This window comes from Roseateles hydrophilus, from assembly GCF_026712245.1.
GTDB lineage: Bacteria > Pseudomonadota > Gammaproteobacteria > Burkholderiales > Burkholderiaceae_C > Pelomonas > Pelomonas hydrophilus.
The window spans coordinates 1,564,752-1,581,088 of sequence record NZ_JAPPUY010000001.1 but is presented as its reverse complement, the minus strand read 5'-3'; the positions used below and the strand labels follow the sequence as shown (position 1 = coordinate 1,581,088).

The following is a 16,337-nucleotide window of genomic DNA, read 5'->3' as shown; positions in this document are numbered from 1 at the left end:
ATGATTGCCGCCCACCCCGATTCAGTGCCTTTCATGTCCCAAGCCCAAGACGGTTTCGCCTACAGCCCCGAGCAGTTCCAGCAGTGGATCGAAGATGCCCTGTCAGAGGCGAAGAAGCTGGGCGCCAGCGATGCCGGCGCCGAGGTGTCCGAGGGCTGCGGGCTGTCGGTGTCAGCGCGGCTGGGCAAGCTGGAGAACGTGGAGCGCAACCGCGACAAGTCGCTGGGCATCTCGGTCTATCTGGGTCAGCGCCGCGGCAATGCCAGCACGTCCGATTTCTCGCTGCAGGCCATCCGCGACACGGTGCGCGCGGCCTACGACATCGCCCGCTTCACGGCCGAAGACGAGTTCGCCGGCCTGCCGGACGCGGACGACCTGGCGCTGGACGCTGCCGCGCGACCCGAGCTGGACCTGTTCCACCCCTGGGCCATCGACGCGGCCCAGGCGGCCGACATCGCGTTGCGCTGCGAGGCCGCCGCGCTCGCCGTGGACAAGCGCATCACCAACAGCGAAGGTGCGGCCGTGTCGGCCCAGCAGTCGCACTTCTGGATGGGCAACACGCGGGGCTTTCGCGGGGGCTACGCGAGTTCGCGGCATTCCCTGTCGGTGGCGCCCATCGCGGGCCGCGGCCACGACATGCAGCGCGATGCCTGGTACAGCTCCATGCGCGACGCGGCCGAGCTGGCCTCGCCCGAGGCCGTGGGCCGCTATGCCGCCGAGCGCGCGCTGTCGCGCTTGAAGGCCCGCAAGGTGGCGACGGCCGAGGTGCCGGTGCTGTTCGAGAGCACCGTCGCCATCGGCCTGCTGGGCGGGCTGGTGCACGCCACCAGCGGCGGCGCGCTGTACCGGCGCACCAGCTTCCTGCTCGACAGCCTGGGCCAGTCGGTGATGGCGCCGCACATCGACATCGCCGAGGACCCGCATGTGTTGAAGGGCAAGGGCAGCGCGCCGTTTGACGACGAGGGCGTCGTCACGCGTGCCCGTTCGGTGGTGCAGGGCGGCGTGCTGCAGGGCTACTTCCTGTCCAGCTACTCGGCCCGCAAGCTGGGCATGAAGACCACCGGCCATGCCGGCGGCTCGCACAACCTGCGCATGACCAGCCGCGCCACGGCGCCGGGCGACGACCTCGCCACCATGATCCGCCGGCTGGGCCGCGGCCTGCTTGTCACCGAGCTGATGGGGCAGGGCGTGAACTACGTGACCGGCGACTACTCGCGCGGCGCCAGCGGCTACTGGGTGGAAAACGGCGAGATCGCCTACCCGGTCCACGAGGTGACCATCGCCGGCAACCTGAAAGACATGCTGCACAACATCGTCGGCATCGGCGCTGACGAGTACACGATGGGCACCAAGACGGTGGGCTCACTCCTCGTCACGGGCATGAAGCTGGCGGGGAACTGACGGCGGCGTGCGGGGTAAATCCTGGCCGGTTTGCGCGGCCCGGCGTTCCTAGAATCGCCCGGCTTTTTCTACGCAAACCAGAAACAGGAGACCACCATGGAACGCCGTTCCTTTGTTCGCCACGCCGGTCTGGCGGGTGTGCTGGCCGCTGGCGCTGCGCCTGCCGTCGTGCAGGCGCAAGCCCAGGTTCGCTGGCGCCTGGCTTCGAGCTTCCCGAAGTCGCTGGACACCATCTTTGGCGCGGCCGACGTGTTCGCGAAGAAGGTGTCGGAGATGACCGGCGGCAAGTTCCAGATCTCGGTGCATGCCGGCAGCGAACTGGTGCCCGCACTGCAGGTGGTGGACGCGGTGCAGAACGGCACCGTCGAGATCGCGCACACGGCGCCGTACTACTTCTTCGGCAAGGACGAGACTTTCGCCATCGGCTGTGCCATCCCCTTCGGCCTGAACAGCCGCCAGATGTCGGCCTGGATGTTCGAGGGCAACGGCCTGAAGCTGATGCGCGAGTTCTACCGGAACTACAACATCGTCAACTTCCCCGGCGGCAACACCGGCGCGCAGATGGGCGGCTGGTACCGCAAGCAGATCAAGAGCGTGGCCGACATGAAGGGCCTGAAGATCCGCATCGGCGGCTTCGCCGGCCGCGTGGTGGAGCGCATGGGGGCGGTGCCGCAGCAGATTGCCGGCGGCGAGATCTACTCGGCGCTGGAGAAGGGCACCATCGACGCCGCCGAGTGGGTGGGACCGTACGACGACCTGAAGCTGGGCTTCAACAAGGTGGCGCCCAACTACTACTACCCCGGCTGGTGGGAGGGTGGCCCGCAGCTGGACTTCTTCATCAACAGCAAGGCGTTCGACGCGCTGTCGGCCGAGTACAAGGCCGTCGTCGAGGCGGCCTCGGCGCTGGCCCATGTGGAGATGCAGGCCAAGTACGACGCCAAGAACCCGGCCGCGCTGAAGCAGCTGGTGGGCTCGGGCACCAAGCTGTTCCGCTTCCCCAAGGACGTGCTGAACGCGGCGTTCAAGGAGTCCATGGCCATCTACAGCGAGCTGTCGGCCAAGAACCCGAACTGGAAGAAGGTCTACGAGGATTACGCCACCTTCCGCCGTGACCAGAACCTGTGGTTCCGCTTCGCCGAGGCGGGCTTCGACGAGTTCGTGCAGCAGCAAAAGCTCTGACGATCGCAGGGCGGCGCGAGGCCGCCCGCACCCAGAAAAAGGGGAACGCCGGTGCGTTCCCCTTGTCGTTTGGGCTGGCAGAGCTCAGCGCGTGATCTCCAGCACCAGCGGCGCGCGTGCCGGCACCGTGAGCGTCTGGCCCAGCGTGAAGGCCTGGCCCGTCATCACGTCGCGGGCACGCTGGCCCGGGGCGATGCGCTCGGCGAAACGGCCCAGGGCCAACTCGGCCGGGCGGGCGTTCTTGTTCAGCACCACCATGACGGCGCGGCTCGCATCGAAGCGGAAGAACGTGTAGACGCCGTCCTGCGGCGCGAACTGCATCAACGCGCCGTCGTGGATGAGGCGCTCGCCCTTGCGCCAGTTGAACAGGCGCCGCGTCCAGTCCTGCATGTCGCGCTGCGCGGCCGTGAGGCCGGCGCCGGTGAAGGCGTTGACGGTGTCGCCACGCCAGCCGCCCGGCATGTCGGCGCGCACGCGGCCATCGTCGCGCTCCAGCGGGCTCTGCATCAGGATCTCGGTGCCGTAGAACAGCTGCGGGATGCGCCGCGTGGTGGCCATGTAGGCCAGCGCGATGCGGGCCAGGCCGGCGTCGTCCTTCAGCAGCGAGAAGAGCCGCGGCGTGTCGTGGTTACCGTCGAACAGCACGAGGTTGGCCGGGTCGGGGTAGACGAAGTCATGCGCCAGGCCCTCGTAGAGCTTGGTCAGGCCGGTGTGCGGTCCGTCGGCCTCGGTCAGCGCCGCCAGCAGGTTGGTCTGCATCGGGAAATCCATCAGGCTGGGCGCGTAGGACACATAGCCGTCGTGGTTCTTCTTGCCGCGCTGCCAGTACGACACGACGGCCGGGTGCGGGCTCCATTCCTCGCCGACGATGTTCAGGCGCGGGTACTCCTGCATCACGCGGGCCGACCAGCGGGTTAGGAAGTCGCGGTCGGAGTAGGAGTAGGTGTCGGTGCGGATGCCGGACAGGCCGTAGCGCTCGATCCACCACAGCGTCATCTGCGTCAGGTAGGTCGCCAGCTCGGGGCGGCGCTGGTTCAGGTCGGGCATGCCGGGCACGAACCAGCCGTCGGTGAAGCGCTTGCGGTCGGCGGGCGACGCGTACGGGTCCTGCAGCGTCATGCGCGCATGGTGCGTCTCGGTGAACCTGATGCCCCCGGGGGTGACCTGTACGGGCACGCCACCCCCCGCGGGGGGCGACGAGGCTTGGGGGCGGCCCGGCGCACCGTCGAGCGGCCACGCATTGACCCAGTCCGGCGCCGGCAGGTCGGCCATCCACCAGTGGCCGGAGCCGATGTGGTTGAGCACCACGTCCTGGATGACGCCCACGCCGCGGGCGCGGGCCTCGGCGACGTAGGCGCCGAAGTCGTCGTTCGTGCCGAAGCGCGGGTCGATCTTGTAGAAGTCGGTCGCCGCGTAGCCGTGGTAGCTGTAGTCGGCGCTGTTGTTCTCCAGCAGCGGCGTGGGCCAGACCTGTGTGAAGCCCAGGTCGGCGATGTAGCCCAGGTGCTGGCGCATGCCGGCGAGGTCGCCGCCATGGCGGCCGCCCGGGTTGGCGCGGTCCAGGCCCTCGCGCATGCCGGCCTGGCCCAGCTGGCCACCCTGGGCAAAGCGGTCGGGCACGACCAGGTAGATCGCGTCCTTGGGGCCGAAGCCCACGCGCTCCGCCGAGCCCGGCGCGCGCGCCAGCAGCGGGTAGCGCAGCGTGCGGCCGCCCACGGTCAGCGTCAGCTCGCCAGGGGCGGCGGTGGGGGCGATGTCCAGGTCGATGAACAGGTAGTTGGGGCTGGTGGCGCGGTGGCTGCCGGCGAGCGTCACGCCGGGGTAGGGCGCCAGCGTGGGGCGGGCGTCGGCCACGCCGGGCGCGTGCAGCATCAGCTGCAGCCTGCTGTCGCGCATGCCCACCCACCAGTTGGGCGGCTCGATGCGGTGGGACGTTGCGGGCGGGGCGGCGGTGGCGGTCAGGCTCAGGCTCATCAGCAGGGTGGTGGCAAGGGTGGTGATCAGGGACTTCATCGCGGCTCCAGTCGGTAGACCCTCAGGGACAGCGGCGGCAGCGTCGTGCCGCTGGCGTTGGTGGGGTGCAGCAGGCGGGCGCCGGCCGGCACGGCGAGCGGCGCCGGTGTGTCGCCGTAGTTGATGGCTACCAGTACGCGTTCGCGGCCGTGCACGCGCTCGAAGTGCCACACCAGGCCGTCCACGCGGTCCGCCTCGTAGCGGCCCAGTGTCAGTGCCGGCGAGGCGCGGCGCAAGGCGATGAGCTGGCGGTAGAAGTTGAACAGCGAGCCAGCCTCGCGCTGCTGGCTCTCGGCGTTATGCCGGCTGCGGTTCAGCGCCAGCGGGCGGTAGGGCTGGTCGCTGGTCGTGAAGCCGCCGGGGCCGCGGTTGCTGGGCGTCCAGCTCATGGGCGCGCGCAGCGGGGCGTCGTCATCGGCGTTCTTGCCGTCGATGCCGGACTGGCCAACCTCTTCGCCGTAGTAGATGAAGGGCGTGCCCGGCAGCAGCAGGTAGCTGGCGGCGGCCAGCCGGTAGCGGGCCTCGTCGCCGTAGAGCTGGTCCCACACGCGGCGGCCGGTGAAGATGTCGTGGTTGTGCAGGAAGGTCGCCATCGTCGGCGCCATCGTGCGGTAGTAGTCGGCCATCTTCTGCACGGCGGCCGGCTCGCCCTTGGCGGCCTTGACGATCTCGTAGTTCTGGTTGAACGCGAAGGCGCCGCCGCACAGCTCGGGCTTGCCGTAGGCGATGGGCTCGGCCGTGGCCTCGCACACCACGTAACGGCCGGGGTAGCTCTTGATGAGGTCCTGGAAGCGCTTGGTCAGCGCGCGGCTCTCGGGCTGGTCGTTCCAGTCCTTGGCGTTGTTCTCGATGAAGTGCGGCACGGCGTCCAGCCGGTAGCCGTCCAGCCCGCGGTTGAGCCAGAAGCGCAGCGAATCCTCGTGGTACTTCACCACGTCGGGGTTGCGCATGTTGAAGTCGGGCATGTGCGGGCCGAAGGTGCCGAAGTAGATGTCCGGCGAGCCGGGCTTGGGCGGCGGCAGGTCCTTCAGCAGGCCGGTGAAGGTCCAGGGCTGGGTGGCCGCGTCGTACCACGGCAGCTTGCCCCAGATGTCCCAGCCCGGGCCGGGGTCCGGGTTCCAGACGAACCAGCTGCGCCAGGGGCTGGCGCGGTCCTTCAGCGCGGCCTGGAAGGGCGGGAACTGGTGCGAGGCATGGTTGATGACGTAGTCCATCACGATGCCGATGCCGCGCTTGTGCGCCTCGCGCACCAGTTCGTCGAAGTCCGCCAGCGTGCCGTACTGCGGCTCGATGGCGCGGTAGTCGGTGGTGGCGTAGCCGTGGTCGCGGTCGGCGCTGGCGGTGATGGGCATCAGCCACAGGCCGCTCACGCCCAACTTTTGCAGGTAGTCCAGCCGGCGCGTCAGGCCCTTCAGGTCGCCGATGCCGTCGCCGTCGCTGTCCTGGTAGGCACGCACGAAGATCTCCATGAACACGCCGTGCTGCCAGTGCGGCGACAGCGTGCTGGCCCGGGGCTCGGGTGGCACGGGGCGGGTGTCGATCTGGGCCGTCGCGGCCGCCGCGGCGGCCGTCAGCGTCAGGCAAGTCAATAGCTTGGCGGTGTTCATGTATTCAAACTACTTTGTCTCCGTGCCGGAAGCATAGGGCTATGGCGTGGTTTTGCGCCAGTGACCCGATTGATTGTGTAGTTTTGCTACTATTTCGAGAGACAAGAGGAGATACGCATGACTTCACGCCTCGCGCCCCTGGCGCTGCTGGTGCTTGCCGTGCAGGCCCAGGTGGCCCGCGCCGGTGATCTGCAGGACTGCCAGGCCGAACCGGCGCTGCCGAGCGCCGCGGCGCCTGCGCCGGCCCAGGCGTACTGGCTGGACGCACGCACCGTGCAGTGGCCGGGGTTGACGCTGGGCGCCGGCGAGCGCGTGCGGCTGCACCACGCCCGGGCGGGCGGGCTGCAGGCGGCGCCGGGCGCGCCGGTGGCCGGCGGCGATGGCGCAGTGGCGGTGCTGCCCTCCGGAGCGGCGCTGAGCCCGGCCCAGGCCGCGCGCTGGCGTTTCATCGGCGACGGGCCGCGCTTCACGGTGGAGGCGGACGTGGCCACACTGCTGCGCGGCCAGCTGCTGCTGGTGCATGAGGCGGCGGACGGCCGCGTCATCGCCGCCACCGGTTTGCAGACGCCCGGCGCGCTGGACGACCTGTACGCCGCCGCCGAGGCCGTGCCCGACCTCGGCGCGCACCCGGGCCGCACGCAGACGCGCTTCGCCGTCTGGGCGCCCACGGCGCAGCGCGTGCTGCTGTGCCGCCATGCCGGCCCCGACGCGCCCGCGACCGCTGCCGAGCCGATGCAGCGCGACCCGGCCACCGGCGTCTGGCGCGCCACGCTGCCGGGCAACCTGGGCGGCCAGGCCTACCGCTACCTCGTGGACGTGATCACGCCCACGCACGGCCTGCAGCGCAACCTCGTCACCGACCCCTACTCGGTGGCGCTGAGCGCCGACTCGCGCCTGAGCCTCGTCGCCGACCTGGCGTCCCCCGCGCTCAAGCCGCCCGGCTGGGACCGCTCGCGTGCGCCCGCCCGGGTCAAGGCCGCGACCGACCAGCTCATCTACGAGCTGCACGTGCGGGACTTCTCCCTCAGCGACCCCAGCGTGCGCCCGGCCTGGCGTGGCAAATACCTTGCCTTCACCGAGCCCGCGTCCCACGGCATGCGCCACCTGAAGGCGTTGGCCCAGGCGGGCCTGACCGACGTGCACCTGCTGCCGGTGTTCGACCTCGCCAGCGTGCCAGAGCGTGGCTGCAAGACGCCCACCGTGCCGGCCGCGCCGGCCGACAGCGAAGCCCAGCAGGCGGCCGTGATGGCTGTTGCTGCCGACGACTGCTTCAACTGGGGCTACGACCCCTGGCACTTCAACGCGCCCGAGGGCAGCTACGCGACCGACCCGCTGCAGCGCGTGGTCGAGTTCCGCCGCATGGTGATGGCGCTGCACCGCGCCGGCCTGCGCGTGGGCATGGACATGGTCTACAACCACATGGCCGCCGCCGGCCAGCATCCGAAGTCGGTGCTGGACCGCCTGGTGCCGGGCTACTACCACCGGCTGAATGCGCGCGGCGAGATCGAGCGCTCCACCTGCTGCGACAACACGGCCACCGAGCACCGCATGATGGCCAAGCTGATGATCGACTCGGCGGCGCTGTGGGTGCGCGAGTACAAGATCGACTCCATGCGCTTTGACCTGATGGGCCACCAGCCGCGCGAGGCCATGGAGCGCCTGCAGCGGCGCGTGGACGCCGAGGCCGGCCGGCCGGTGCAGCTGCTCGGCGAGGGCTGGAACTTCGGCGAGGTGGCCAATGGCGCGCGCTTCGTGCAGGCCTCGCAGCTGTCGCTCAACGGCAGCGGCATCGCGTCGTTCAGCGACCGGGCGCGCGACGCCGCGCGCGGCGGCGGCGCGGGCGAGGGCGGTGATGCCAGCGTGCGCAACCAGGGCTGGCTCAATGGCCTGGCCTATGCGCCCAACGCGCTGGGCGGCGGGCGCACGCGCGAGGACCTGCTGCAGGCGGCCGATCTGATCCGCGTCGGCTTGGCCGGCTCGCTGCGCGACGTCACGCTGACCACCTGGCGTGGCGACACCCGCCGCCTGTCGCAGCTCGACTACGCGGGCCAGCCGGCCGGCTTCGTCAGCCAGCCTGGCGAGGTCGTCAACTACGTGGAGAACCACGACAACCAGACGCTGTTCGACGTCAACACGCTGAAGCTGCCGCGCAGCACCTCGCGCGAGGACCGCGCCCGCGTGCAGATGCTGGGCGCGGCGCTGGTGGCCTTCAGCCAGGGCGTGGCCTACTTCCATGCCGGCCAGGACATCCTGCGCAGCAAGAGCCTGGACCGCAACAGCTACGACAGCGGCGACTGGTTCAACCGCCTGGACTGGACCTACCAGACCAACCACTTCGGCACCGGCCTGCCCCCGAAGCAGGACAACTTCGGCCAGGACGGCCGCGACTGGGCGCTGGCGCGCGAGCGGCTGGCCGATGCTGGCATCGCGCCCGCGCCGGCCGAGATCGCGTGGTCCCGCGACGTGTTCCGCGACCTGCTGAAGATCCGCGCCAGCACGCCGCTGCTGCGCCTGTCCAGCGCGGCCGAAGTGCAGCGGCGCCTGAGCTTCCCCGGCAGCGGCCCGGGCCAGAACCCGGTGCTCATCGCCACGCGGCTGGACGGCAGCGGCATGGCCGGCTTCCAGGCCGTCATGACGCTCATCAACGTGGCGCCCACGCCCCAGGCGCTGGCTCTGCCCGCCGAGGCCGGCCGGCGCTGGGTGCTGCACCCGGTGCAACGCCAGGGCGCCGACGCCCGCGTGCGCCGCGAGGCCCGCTTCGCGGACGGCCGCTTCGAGGTGCCGGCCCGCAGCGCGGCGGTGTTCGTGCTGGAGTAGGGCGGCCGCTGCGGGCCGGCGTTCAGGGGCTGGGCAGCAGCTGCGGCGCGAGCTTGGCGGCGTTGGCGCGGTAGACGTGCTCGGCGTCCAGCGGCAGCAGCAGGCGCTGGCGCACCAGCGCCTGCGTCGCCGCGTCGAAGCGCGCGAGGTAGTCGGCGCGCCCCGTGTAGCGCGCTGACAGCGGCGCCCGCGGGTCGCCGGCCGGGCGGCTGGCCTCGTCCATGGCGAACGGCAGCATGGCGCCCGCCGCGCTGCAGCCCTCGCCCTCGGCATGGCCGGCCTTGCGCACGTTCCAGCCCAGGTAGGTGGCCAGCGGCACCCGCACCTCGGGCGTGGCGATGCCGGCGGTCTCGTTGCCGTCAATGTCCACGGCCGGCACCCACTGGCGGTAGGGCTTGTCGAGCTGCAGCCGCGGAACGCCCGCCGCATGCTCAGTGACGAACAGCGTGCTGAGCCGGCCGGTGCCCGCCAGCGGCACGGCCTGCGGCGCGGTGGCGCTGCCGTCAGCCACGCGCGGGTGGGCGGACGGCGGCGGCGGCGTGCCGTGCACCACCCAGTCCTCCAGCGCCGCGAGCAGCGCGCGCTCGATGGGCGTCATCGTCACGGGACTGTTGGGCAGGCGGCAGGCGCTGCCGGCATCGGGTGGCTTGGCGAGCCCGGTCGTCACGCCGCTGCCGCCGCCGTGCTGTGTGCCGGGCACGAGGTAGTAGCGCACGTTGGCGGGCAGGGCCACGTCGCGGCCTGCGCCGTCGGTCACGTTCAGCGAGCCTCGCCCGCCCCACCATTCGAAGCTGCCATCGATCTGCATCAGCCTGGGGCAGGTGTTGTCGGCCTCGCAGCGCTTGAGCAGGCCGTCATGTCGGCCGCTGACGGGGTCGGTGAACGTCGCATAGCTGAACGGGAACTGGTCGCCCGGCATGAAGTGGTCTTCGTGCTGGCGCGACCAGCGCCCCTGCTGCGCGAAACGCACCGCCGTCCAGGTGCGGCGGCCGCCGGGGATGATGGCCAGCAGGCCGTCGAACACGCGCTGGCCCGTGGCCGCACGGTTGAATCCGAGGTACAGGAAGTCGCGCAGGAAGCGGCCGGACTGCGAGGTGCCTTCGCCCAGCACCACGTCGAAGTTGTCGGCCGGCTCGGCCGGGCAGTCGCTGCCGCGGGCGCAGGCGGCGGCCTTCATGTCGTTGAGCGGGTTGGGCTGGCCCTGCGCGTCAGCGCGGGCCGTCTTCAGGAAGTGCAGCAGGTCGCGCACGGCCGCAAAGCCGATGGCCGCGACGCGCGGTTCGGTGGCGCGGTAGACGAAGCTGTAGATCGTGCCCTGGTCCGGCGCCACCGTGCCGCCGCCGGCCACGGGCAGCGCGGCGGGTGGCGTGAAGCGCACGGCCACGCGGCCGTCGGGCAGGGTCAGGTAGTGCCAGTCGGTGACGGCGGCGGCCGGCGTGCTGGCGTAGTCGGCCAGGCCGTCGGTATTGCGCCAGGCCGGGCGGGCCGTGAACTGCACCTCGCTGCGGTCGGTCAGGGAGGCCGGCCGGTGGTTCAGTGTCAGCGTGCTGCCGCCGCCGGCCTGGTCGGGGATGAACTCCTCGCGGCTCATGCCGGTCAGCGGCGTGCCGTCCGCGGCCGTGGCGATGGGAAAGCGCGTGCCGAGCGCCGCCGTCGCGCCACGGCCGGTCAGCGCGACGTCGCCCTGCCAGCCGCTCCACACCACGGTGTAGCCGCGGCGCAGCAGCGACGGGAAGTGCTCGCCCGGCGCGGCGCCGTCGGTCAGCGCGCCGCCGCCGATGAACACGCCCTGGCCGAGCTTGCCGCCGCGGTTGACGACGTCGTAGAACAGCACGCGGCGGGCGTCCTTCGCGTGCTTGGGGCGCAGCAGCGTGGCGTCGGTGGCGTAGCGCACCCAGCCGTCGGCGTCGCGCGGCGCAAGCGGCAGGTCGACGATGGTGGCGTTGTCCGGGTGGGCCGGGTCCAGCCGGCCGTGCACGATGGCCGTGATGACGACATACGGCCCGGCGGCGCCGGCCGGCGTGGCGCCTTGGTAGGCGTCCTGGGTGGCGACGATCTCCAGGCGGTCGATGACGCCGGCCGGCGCGGCCAGCGCGCCGCCGGCCACGCAGGCGAGAACGAGAAACGGGGTCAGCAGGCGCATCGGGAGATCCATCCGTCCAGGGGCGCGGCAGCTTACCGCTCAGTCAGCGGGTGCGCCGGATGCGCTGCGCGCGCGCGACGGGCCGTCAATGCTCGGCTGCCGCCACAAGCGATCGGGTGTAGGCGTGTTCGGCGCGGTCTTCGCACAGCGCCTCGCGGCTCAGCGTCTCGACGATGCGGCCCTGCTGCATGACGGCCAGGTGTTCGCACAGGTGCGCCACCACGCCCAGGTCGTGGCTGACCAGCAGGTAGGTCAGGCCGTGCCGCTGCCGCAGGTCGGCCAGCAGGTTCAGGATCTCGGCCTGCACCGAGACGTCCAAGGCCGAGGTGGGCTCGTCCAGCAGCAGCAGGGGCGGCCTGAGGATGAGCGCGCGGGCGATCGCGACACGCTGGCGCTGGCCGCCGGAGATCTGGTGCGGGTAGCGGAAGCGGAAATGCAGCGGCAGGCCGACCTGCTGCAGGGCCTCGTCGATGCGCTCCTCGATGCGGTCCAGCCCGTGCACGCGCAGCGGTTCGGCGAGCGCCGTGTGCACGGTGTGCCGTGGATGCAGCGAGCCGTAGGGGTCCTGGAACACCATCTGCGCGCGGGCGGCGTGGGCCAGGCTGCGCTCGCCGTGGTAGGGCTCGCCAGCCAGCGTCACCCGGCCCTGCCAGTGACGGTACTGGCCGGCCAGGCAGCGCAGCACGGTGGTCTTGCCCGAGCCGGACTCGCCCACCAGCCCGAAGGCCTGGCCGCGCGCGATCTCGAAGCCCACGCCGTGCAGCACCGTGCGCGCGGCGCTGCCCTCGCCAAAGGCCAGGCGCAGGTCCTGCACCGACAACATCGCGCTCATGCGGCACTCCAGGCGGCATCCCGCTGCAGCACCGGCAGCACGGCGCGGCGCTGCCGCAGGCTGGGCAGGGCGGCCATCAGGCCCTGCGTGTAGGGGTGGCTGGGCTGGCGCAGCTCGGCAGCGGCCAGCGTCTCGACGACGCGCCCGCCGTACATCACCAGCACGCGGTCGCAGAAGCGGCTGACGAGGTGGAGGTCATGGCTGATGAACAGCAGGGCCAGGCCTTGCTCGGCCACCAGCTCGTCCAGCAGCTGCAGCACCTCCTGGCGGACCGATACGTCCAGGGCCGAGGTGGGCTCGTCGGCGATCAGCAACTGCGGGCGCTGGGCCAGCATCATCGCGATCATCACGCGCTGGCCCATGCCGCCGGACAGCTCGTGCGGGTACTGCGCTGCTACGCGGCGGGGCTCGCGGATGCGCACGCGAGCGAGCAGGGCCTCGATGCGCTCCTCGCACTCGGCGCGCGTCAGCGTCTCGGTGCGCCGCACGGCCTCGCCGATCTGCTGCCCGATGCTCATGACCGGGTTCAGCGAGTACTTGGGGTCCTGCATGATCATGGACAGCCGGCGCCCGCGCAGCGCCTGCATGTCGCGCTCGCTGCTGCGCAGCAGGTCCATGCCGTCGAACTGCAGGCGCTGGGCGCTGATGCGCGCCTGCGGCGGCAGCAGCTTCAGCAGCGCGCGGCCGACGGTGGTCTTGCCGGAGCCGGACTCGCCGACGACGGCCAGCTTCTCGCGGCCCAGCGTGAAGGACACGCCATGCACGACGGGCGTGCTGCCGTAGGCGACTTGCAGGCCGTCGACCTGCAGCAAGTGGTGGTCAGTCATGAGGAGGATTGGCGCGGGTCGAGCGCGTCGTTGAGGCCGTCGCCCAGCAGGTTGAAGGCCATGCTGACGGCCAGGATGGCCGCACCCGGCGCGGCCACGGTCCACCAGCTGTCCAGCATGTAGCGGCGGCCCTCGGAGATCATGGCGCCCCACTCGGGCAGCGGCGGCTGGGCGCCCAGGCCCAGGAAGCCCAGGCCCGCGGCCGTCAGCACGACGGAGGCCATGTTCATCGTCAGCCGCACCAGCACCGATGGCAGGCACAGCGGCGCCAGGTGCCGGCACAGCACGCGCAGGTGCGAGGCGCCCTGCAGCTGGGCCGCGACGATGTAGTCGGCGTTTCGCAGCGTCATGGCCTCGGCGCGGGCCAGGCGGGCGATCGCCGGCCAGGCGGTCAGTGCGATGGCGAGCACGGCGTGGTCCAGCCCCGGGCCCAAGGCGGCGACGAAGGCCAGCGCCAGCACCAGGCTGGGGAAGGACAGGAAGACGTCCGCCACGCGCATGCACAGCAGGTCGACACGGCCGCCGAAGTAGCCCGACACCACGCCGATGCCCATGCCCAGCGGACCCACCACGACCGTCACCAGCACGACGATGAACAGCGTGATGCGTGTGCCGTGCACGAGGCGGCTGAAGACGTCGCGGCCGAACTCGTCGGTGCCGAACCAGTGCGCGCTGCTTGGCGGCTGCAATGCGGCGGCGAGGTCCTGGCGCAGCGGGTCGTGGGTGGCGATCCACGGTGCGAACAGCGCCACCAGCACCAGCAAGGCGATGACGGCCATGCCGATGGCCGTCAGCGGGTTGGCGAGCAGCTTGCGCGCAGTGGCGCTGGCATCGGCCCACCAGGCTTGCCAGGCGCCGCCGGGCGCGGGGAGGGTGGAGGTGGTCATGTGCGGGCTCGCGGGTCGAACACGCGGTACAGCGCGTCGGCGGTCAGGTTGAGGGTGACGAACAGCAGGCCGATGACCAGCACGGACCCCATCACCGCGTTCATGTCGCCCAGCAGCAGGCTGCCGGTCAGGTAGCTGCCGAAGCCGGGCCAGCCGAACACGGTTTCCACGAGGACGGCGCCTTCCAGCAGGCCGCCGTAGGCCAGCGCCAGGATGGTGAGCAGCTGCACGCGGATGTTCAGGAAGGCGTGGCCCCACACCACCTGGCGCCGCGTGAGGCCCTTGACGCGCGCGGTGGTGATGTATTCCTGGCTCAGCTGCGCGAGCATGAAGCTGCGCGTCATGCGGCTGAGATACGCCATGGAGTGCAGGCCCAGTACGCAGGCCGGCAGCAGCAGGTGGCGCAGCGCGCTGCGAAAGGCCGCCATGTCGCCGGCCAGCAGCGTGTCGACGAGCATCAGGCCGGTCACGCGCGGGATGGCGCCCTCGAAGCCCAGGCCGATGCGGCCGATGCCGCCGGCCCAGCCCAGCCACGCGTAGAACACCAGCAGGCCCATCATGCCGAACCAGAAGATCGGCGTGGAGTGGCCGAGCAGGCCGACGACACGGGCGACGTGATCGGGCCAGCGCTTGTGATGACTGGCCGCCCACACGCCCAGCGGCACGCCCAGCAGCGCGCCGAGCACGATGGCCAGCGTGGCCAGCTCCAGCGTGGCGGGCAGCACGCGGGCCAGGTCTTGCGTGACGGGCAGGCCGGTGAGCAGCGAGCGGCCGAGCTCGCCCTGCGCGAGGTCGCCCAGGTAGCGGCCGAACTGCACCCACAGCGGCCGGTCCAGGCCGAGCTGCTGGTGGACCTGCTCGTAGGTGGCGCGGTCGGCGTCGGGGCCGACGATGGCCAGCACCGGGTCCAGCGGCATCACGCGGCCGATCATGAAGGTCAGCAGCAGCAGGCCCAGCAGGGCCAGCCCGGCGCTGCCGCCATGGCGCATCCAGCGACTCGTCATGCGCGACTCTCCTTGTGAACCTCGCGCAGCCGCGTCGCGCCGCTGGGGTGGCCGTGGTAGCCCTGCACGGCGCGGCGCAGCACCTGCGTGTCCAGCATCTGCGCAATGGGCTGGATGGCGCCGATGTGGCTGTCAAAGCGCTGCTGTGCCTGGTGGTAGAGCGCGGTCTGCGTGGCCGCGTCGGGCGCCAGCAGGGCCTGCTCGATGAGGCGGTTCAGGTCTGCGTCCGCGTGGCCGGTGCGCCAGCCCTGAAAGTTGCTCAGGCGCGCGCTGTCGCGGTTGTCGGGGTTGTAGACGAGCGCACGCAGGCTGGAGTGCGGGTGCGCCTCGCCGCCCCCGCCGCCGCGGCCGACAACGATCTCGAAGCTGCGCTCGCGCATGGCGCCGTAGACCTGGTTGCCGGTGCCCGGCAGGATGCTGGCGCGGATGCCGCCTGCTGCCAGCGTGGCCTGCAGGCTGGTGGCGATGCCGGTGAAGGGCGCCTCGGCGATGACGCGGATGGTGGTGTCGAAGCCGTCGGGCAGGCCGGCCTCGGCCAGCAGCCGGCGTGCGGCGGCGGGGTCGAAGCGGTAGCCGGGCTGCGGCAGCGAGGCCGGAAGCCCCGGTGGCACGGGGCGCATCTGCAGCGCGCCGTAGAAGGGCAGCACGCCTGTGGCGACGCCGTGGAAGTCAATCAGGTGGCGCAGCACGGCGCGGCGCACGCGTTCGTCCGCAAAGCGCGGGTGGCGGGCATTGACGGCCACGTAGTACATCGTGGCGCGGCGCACTTCCTCGACGACGAGCTCGGGGCGCTGGGCCAGCGCGCGCACGTCGGGCGCGGACAGGCCGCCGGCGATGTCCAGGTCGCCACGCATCAGCATCAGCCGCAGCGTCTGCGACTCGGTCATATGGCGGAAGACCACGCGGCGCAGCTTGGCCGCAGGCTGCCAGTAGGTGGCCACGCGGCGCATGGTCAGCAGCTCCTTGGGCCGCCATTCCTCCAGCTCGAAGGCGCCAGAGCCGGCGGCATGCGTGGTGAGCCAGGCGTTGCCGAGGTCGCCGCGTTGTTCGTGGGCGAGCACGGTGTCGCGGTCCAGCACGTAGCCGCTCATGGAGGTGGCCAGCGTCATCAGCACCAGCGCCGGGTCGGTGGGCAGGGGCAGGTCGATGACCAGCGTCTGCGCGTCCTCGGCGCGGATGTTCGTCGTCGCGTTGGCGGCCGTGAAGCCGTAGCTCTTCCACACCGACGCCAGCGCGAGGTTGAGCTTCAGCACCCGCTGCAGCGACCAGGCCGCGTGCACGGCCGTCAGCGGCCGGCCGCTGGCGAATCGCACGTCGCCGCGCAGCGTCAGCGTGAGGCGCCGGCCGGCGTCGCTCACGGCCCAGGACTGCGCGAGGCTGGGGCGCAGCCGCGTCGGGTCCGCCGCGTCGACTTCGAGCAGGCTGTCGTAGAGGTTGCAGGCCACGGTGGCCGCGTCCAGGCCGGTGGCGGCGGCCGGGTCCAGCGAGAGCAGGTTGTTCATGCTCACGCCGATCAGCAGCTGGTCGTCGGGCGAGTTGGCGCTGGCCGCGCCGCCGGCGAGCAGCGCGGGCAACGCGAGCAGGCGGCGGCGGCGCAGCGGCCACGAGGATGCCGGGAACATGGCGC

The 16,337-nt window shown here is 71.5% G+C and carries 11 protein-coding genes; 3 read left to right on the top strand and 8 right to left on the bottom strand.

The genetic code is table 11. The features are described from left to right. A complete protein-coding gene (gene pmbA / locus NYO99_RS06910) occupies window positions 1–1,401 on the top strand; it encodes a metalloprotease PmbA (protein ID WP_422395475.1) in 1,401 nt (466 codons plus the stop codon). Between the two features lie 96 nt (window positions 1,402–1,497). After that, window positions 1,498–2,580 (top strand): TRAP transporter substrate-binding protein, encoded by a 1,083-nt coding sequence (locus NYO99_RS06905; RefSeq protein WP_268166364.1) that lies wholly within the window; start codon window positions 1,498–1,500, stop codon window positions 2,578–2,580. 84 nt (window positions 2,581–2,664) lie between these two features. Here NYO99_RS06905 and NYO99_RS06900 read toward each other — a convergent pair whose 3' ends face one another. Beyond that, entirely contained in the window at window positions 2,665–4,593 is a 1,929-nt protein-coding gene (locus tag NYO99_RS06900) for a glycoside hydrolase family 13 protein (RefSeq protein ID WP_268166363.1), read from the bottom strand. Continuing rightward, the gene (locus NYO99_RS06895; protein ID WP_268166362.1) at window positions 4,590–6,200 is read right to left on the bottom strand and encodes an alpha-amylase family glycosyl hydrolase; all 1,611 of its coding nucleotides are present in this window, start codon (window positions 6,198–6,200) and stop codon (window positions 4,590–4,592) included. Before NYO99_RS06895 ends, NYO99_RS06900 begins: the two co-directional genes overlap by 4 nt. A gap of 117 nt (window positions 6,201–6,317) precedes the next feature. On the opposite strand from NYO99_RS06895, the gene pulA reads away from it, so the two are divergent. Next, window positions 6,318–9,017, top strand: coding sequence for a pullulanase-type alpha-1,6-glucosidase (pulA, locus tag NYO99_RS06890; protein WP_268166361.1), 2,700 nt, complete (start codon window positions 6,318–6,320; stop codon window positions 9,015–9,017). 22 nt (window positions 9,018–9,039) lie between these two features. Here the strand turns inward: pulA and NYO99_RS06885 are convergent, their stop codons facing one another. From NYO99_RS06885 to NYO99_RS06860, 6 genes are all read right to left on the bottom strand, one after another. After that, entirely contained in the window at window positions 9,040–11,160 is a 2,121-nt protein-coding gene (locus tag NYO99_RS06885; RefSeq protein WP_268166360.1) for an alpha/beta hydrolase domain-containing protein, read from the bottom strand. 85 nt (window positions 11,161–11,245) lie between these two features. Next, entirely contained in the window at window positions 11,246–11,983 is a 738-nt protein-coding gene (locus tag NYO99_RS06880; RefSeq protein ID WP_422395479.1) for an ABC transporter ATP-binding protein, read from the bottom strand. Between the two features lie 5 nt (window positions 11,984–11,988). Then, window positions 11,989–12,819, bottom strand: a complete 831-nt coding sequence (locus NYO99_RS06875; RefSeq protein ID WP_268166358.1) for an ABC transporter ATP-binding protein — start codon at window positions 12,817–12,819, stop codon at window positions 11,989–11,991. Then, a complete protein-coding gene (locus tag NYO99_RS06870) occupies window positions 12,816–13,706 on the bottom strand; it encodes an ABC transporter permease (protein WP_268166357.1) in 891 nt (296 codons plus the stop codon). The genes NYO99_RS06875 and NYO99_RS06870 overlap by 4 nt, the downstream gene beginning before the upstream one ends. Next, a complete protein-coding gene (locus NYO99_RS06865; RefSeq protein ID WP_268166356.1) occupies window positions 13,703–14,710 on the bottom strand; it encodes an ABC transporter permease in 1,008 nt (335 codons plus the stop codon). Before NYO99_RS06865 ends, NYO99_RS06870 begins: the two co-directional genes overlap by 4 nt. Further along, window positions 14,707–16,332 (bottom strand): ABC transporter substrate-binding protein, encoded by a 1,626-nt coding sequence (locus tag NYO99_RS06860; RefSeq protein WP_268166355.1) that lies wholly within the window; start codon window positions 16,330–16,332, stop codon window positions 14,707–14,709. Before NYO99_RS06860 ends, NYO99_RS06865 begins: the two co-directional genes overlap by 4 nt. Window positions 16,333–16,337: the final 5 nt, after the last annotated feature.

Excerpts from the sequence above, each read along its gene's own strand:
- pmbA (WP_422395475.1), top strand. The coding sequence starts at position 1 with ATGATTGCCGCCCACCCCGATTCAGTGCCTTTCATGTCCCAAGCCCAA.
- NYO99_RS06870 (WP_268166357.1), bottom strand. The coding sequence starts at position 13,706 with ATGACCACCTCCACCCTCCCCGCGCCCGGCGGCGCCTGGCAAGCCTGG.
- NYO99_RS06900 (WP_268166363.1), bottom strand. The coding sequence starts at position 4,593 with ATGAAGTCCCTGATCACCACCCTTGCCACCACCCTGCTGATGAGCCTG.
- NYO99_RS06865 (WP_268166356.1), bottom strand. The coding sequence starts at position 14,710 with ATGACGAGTCGCTGGATGCGCCATGGCGGCAGCGCCGGGCTGGCCCTG.
- NYO99_RS06880 (WP_422395479.1), bottom strand. The coding sequence starts at position 11,983 with ATGTTGTCGGTGCAGGACCTGCGCCTGGCCTTTGGCGAGGGCAGCGCC.
- NYO99_RS06860 (WP_268166355.1), bottom strand. The coding sequence starts at position 16,332 with ATGTTCCCGGCATCCTCGTGGCCGCTGCGCCGCCGCCGCCTGCTCGCG.
- NYO99_RS06885 (WP_268166360.1), bottom strand. The coding sequence starts at position 11,160 with ATGCGCCTGCTGACCCCGTTTCTCGTTCTCGCCTGCGTGGCCGGCGGC.
- pulA (WP_268166361.1), top strand. The coding sequence starts at position 6,318 with ATGACTTCACGCCTCGCGCCCCTGGCGCTGCTGGTGCTTGCCGTGCAG.
- NYO99_RS06895 (WP_268166362.1), bottom strand. The coding sequence starts at position 6,200 with ATGAACACCGCCAAGCTATTGACTTGCCTGACGCTGACGGCCGCCGCG.
- NYO99_RS06905 (WP_268166364.1), top strand. The coding sequence starts at position 1,498 with ATGGAACGCCGTTCCTTTGTTCGCCACGCCGGTCTGGCGGGTGTGCTG.
- NYO99_RS06875 (WP_268166358.1), bottom strand. The coding sequence starts at position 12,819 with ATGACTGACCACCACTTGCTGCAGGTCGACGGCCTGCAAGTCGCCTAC.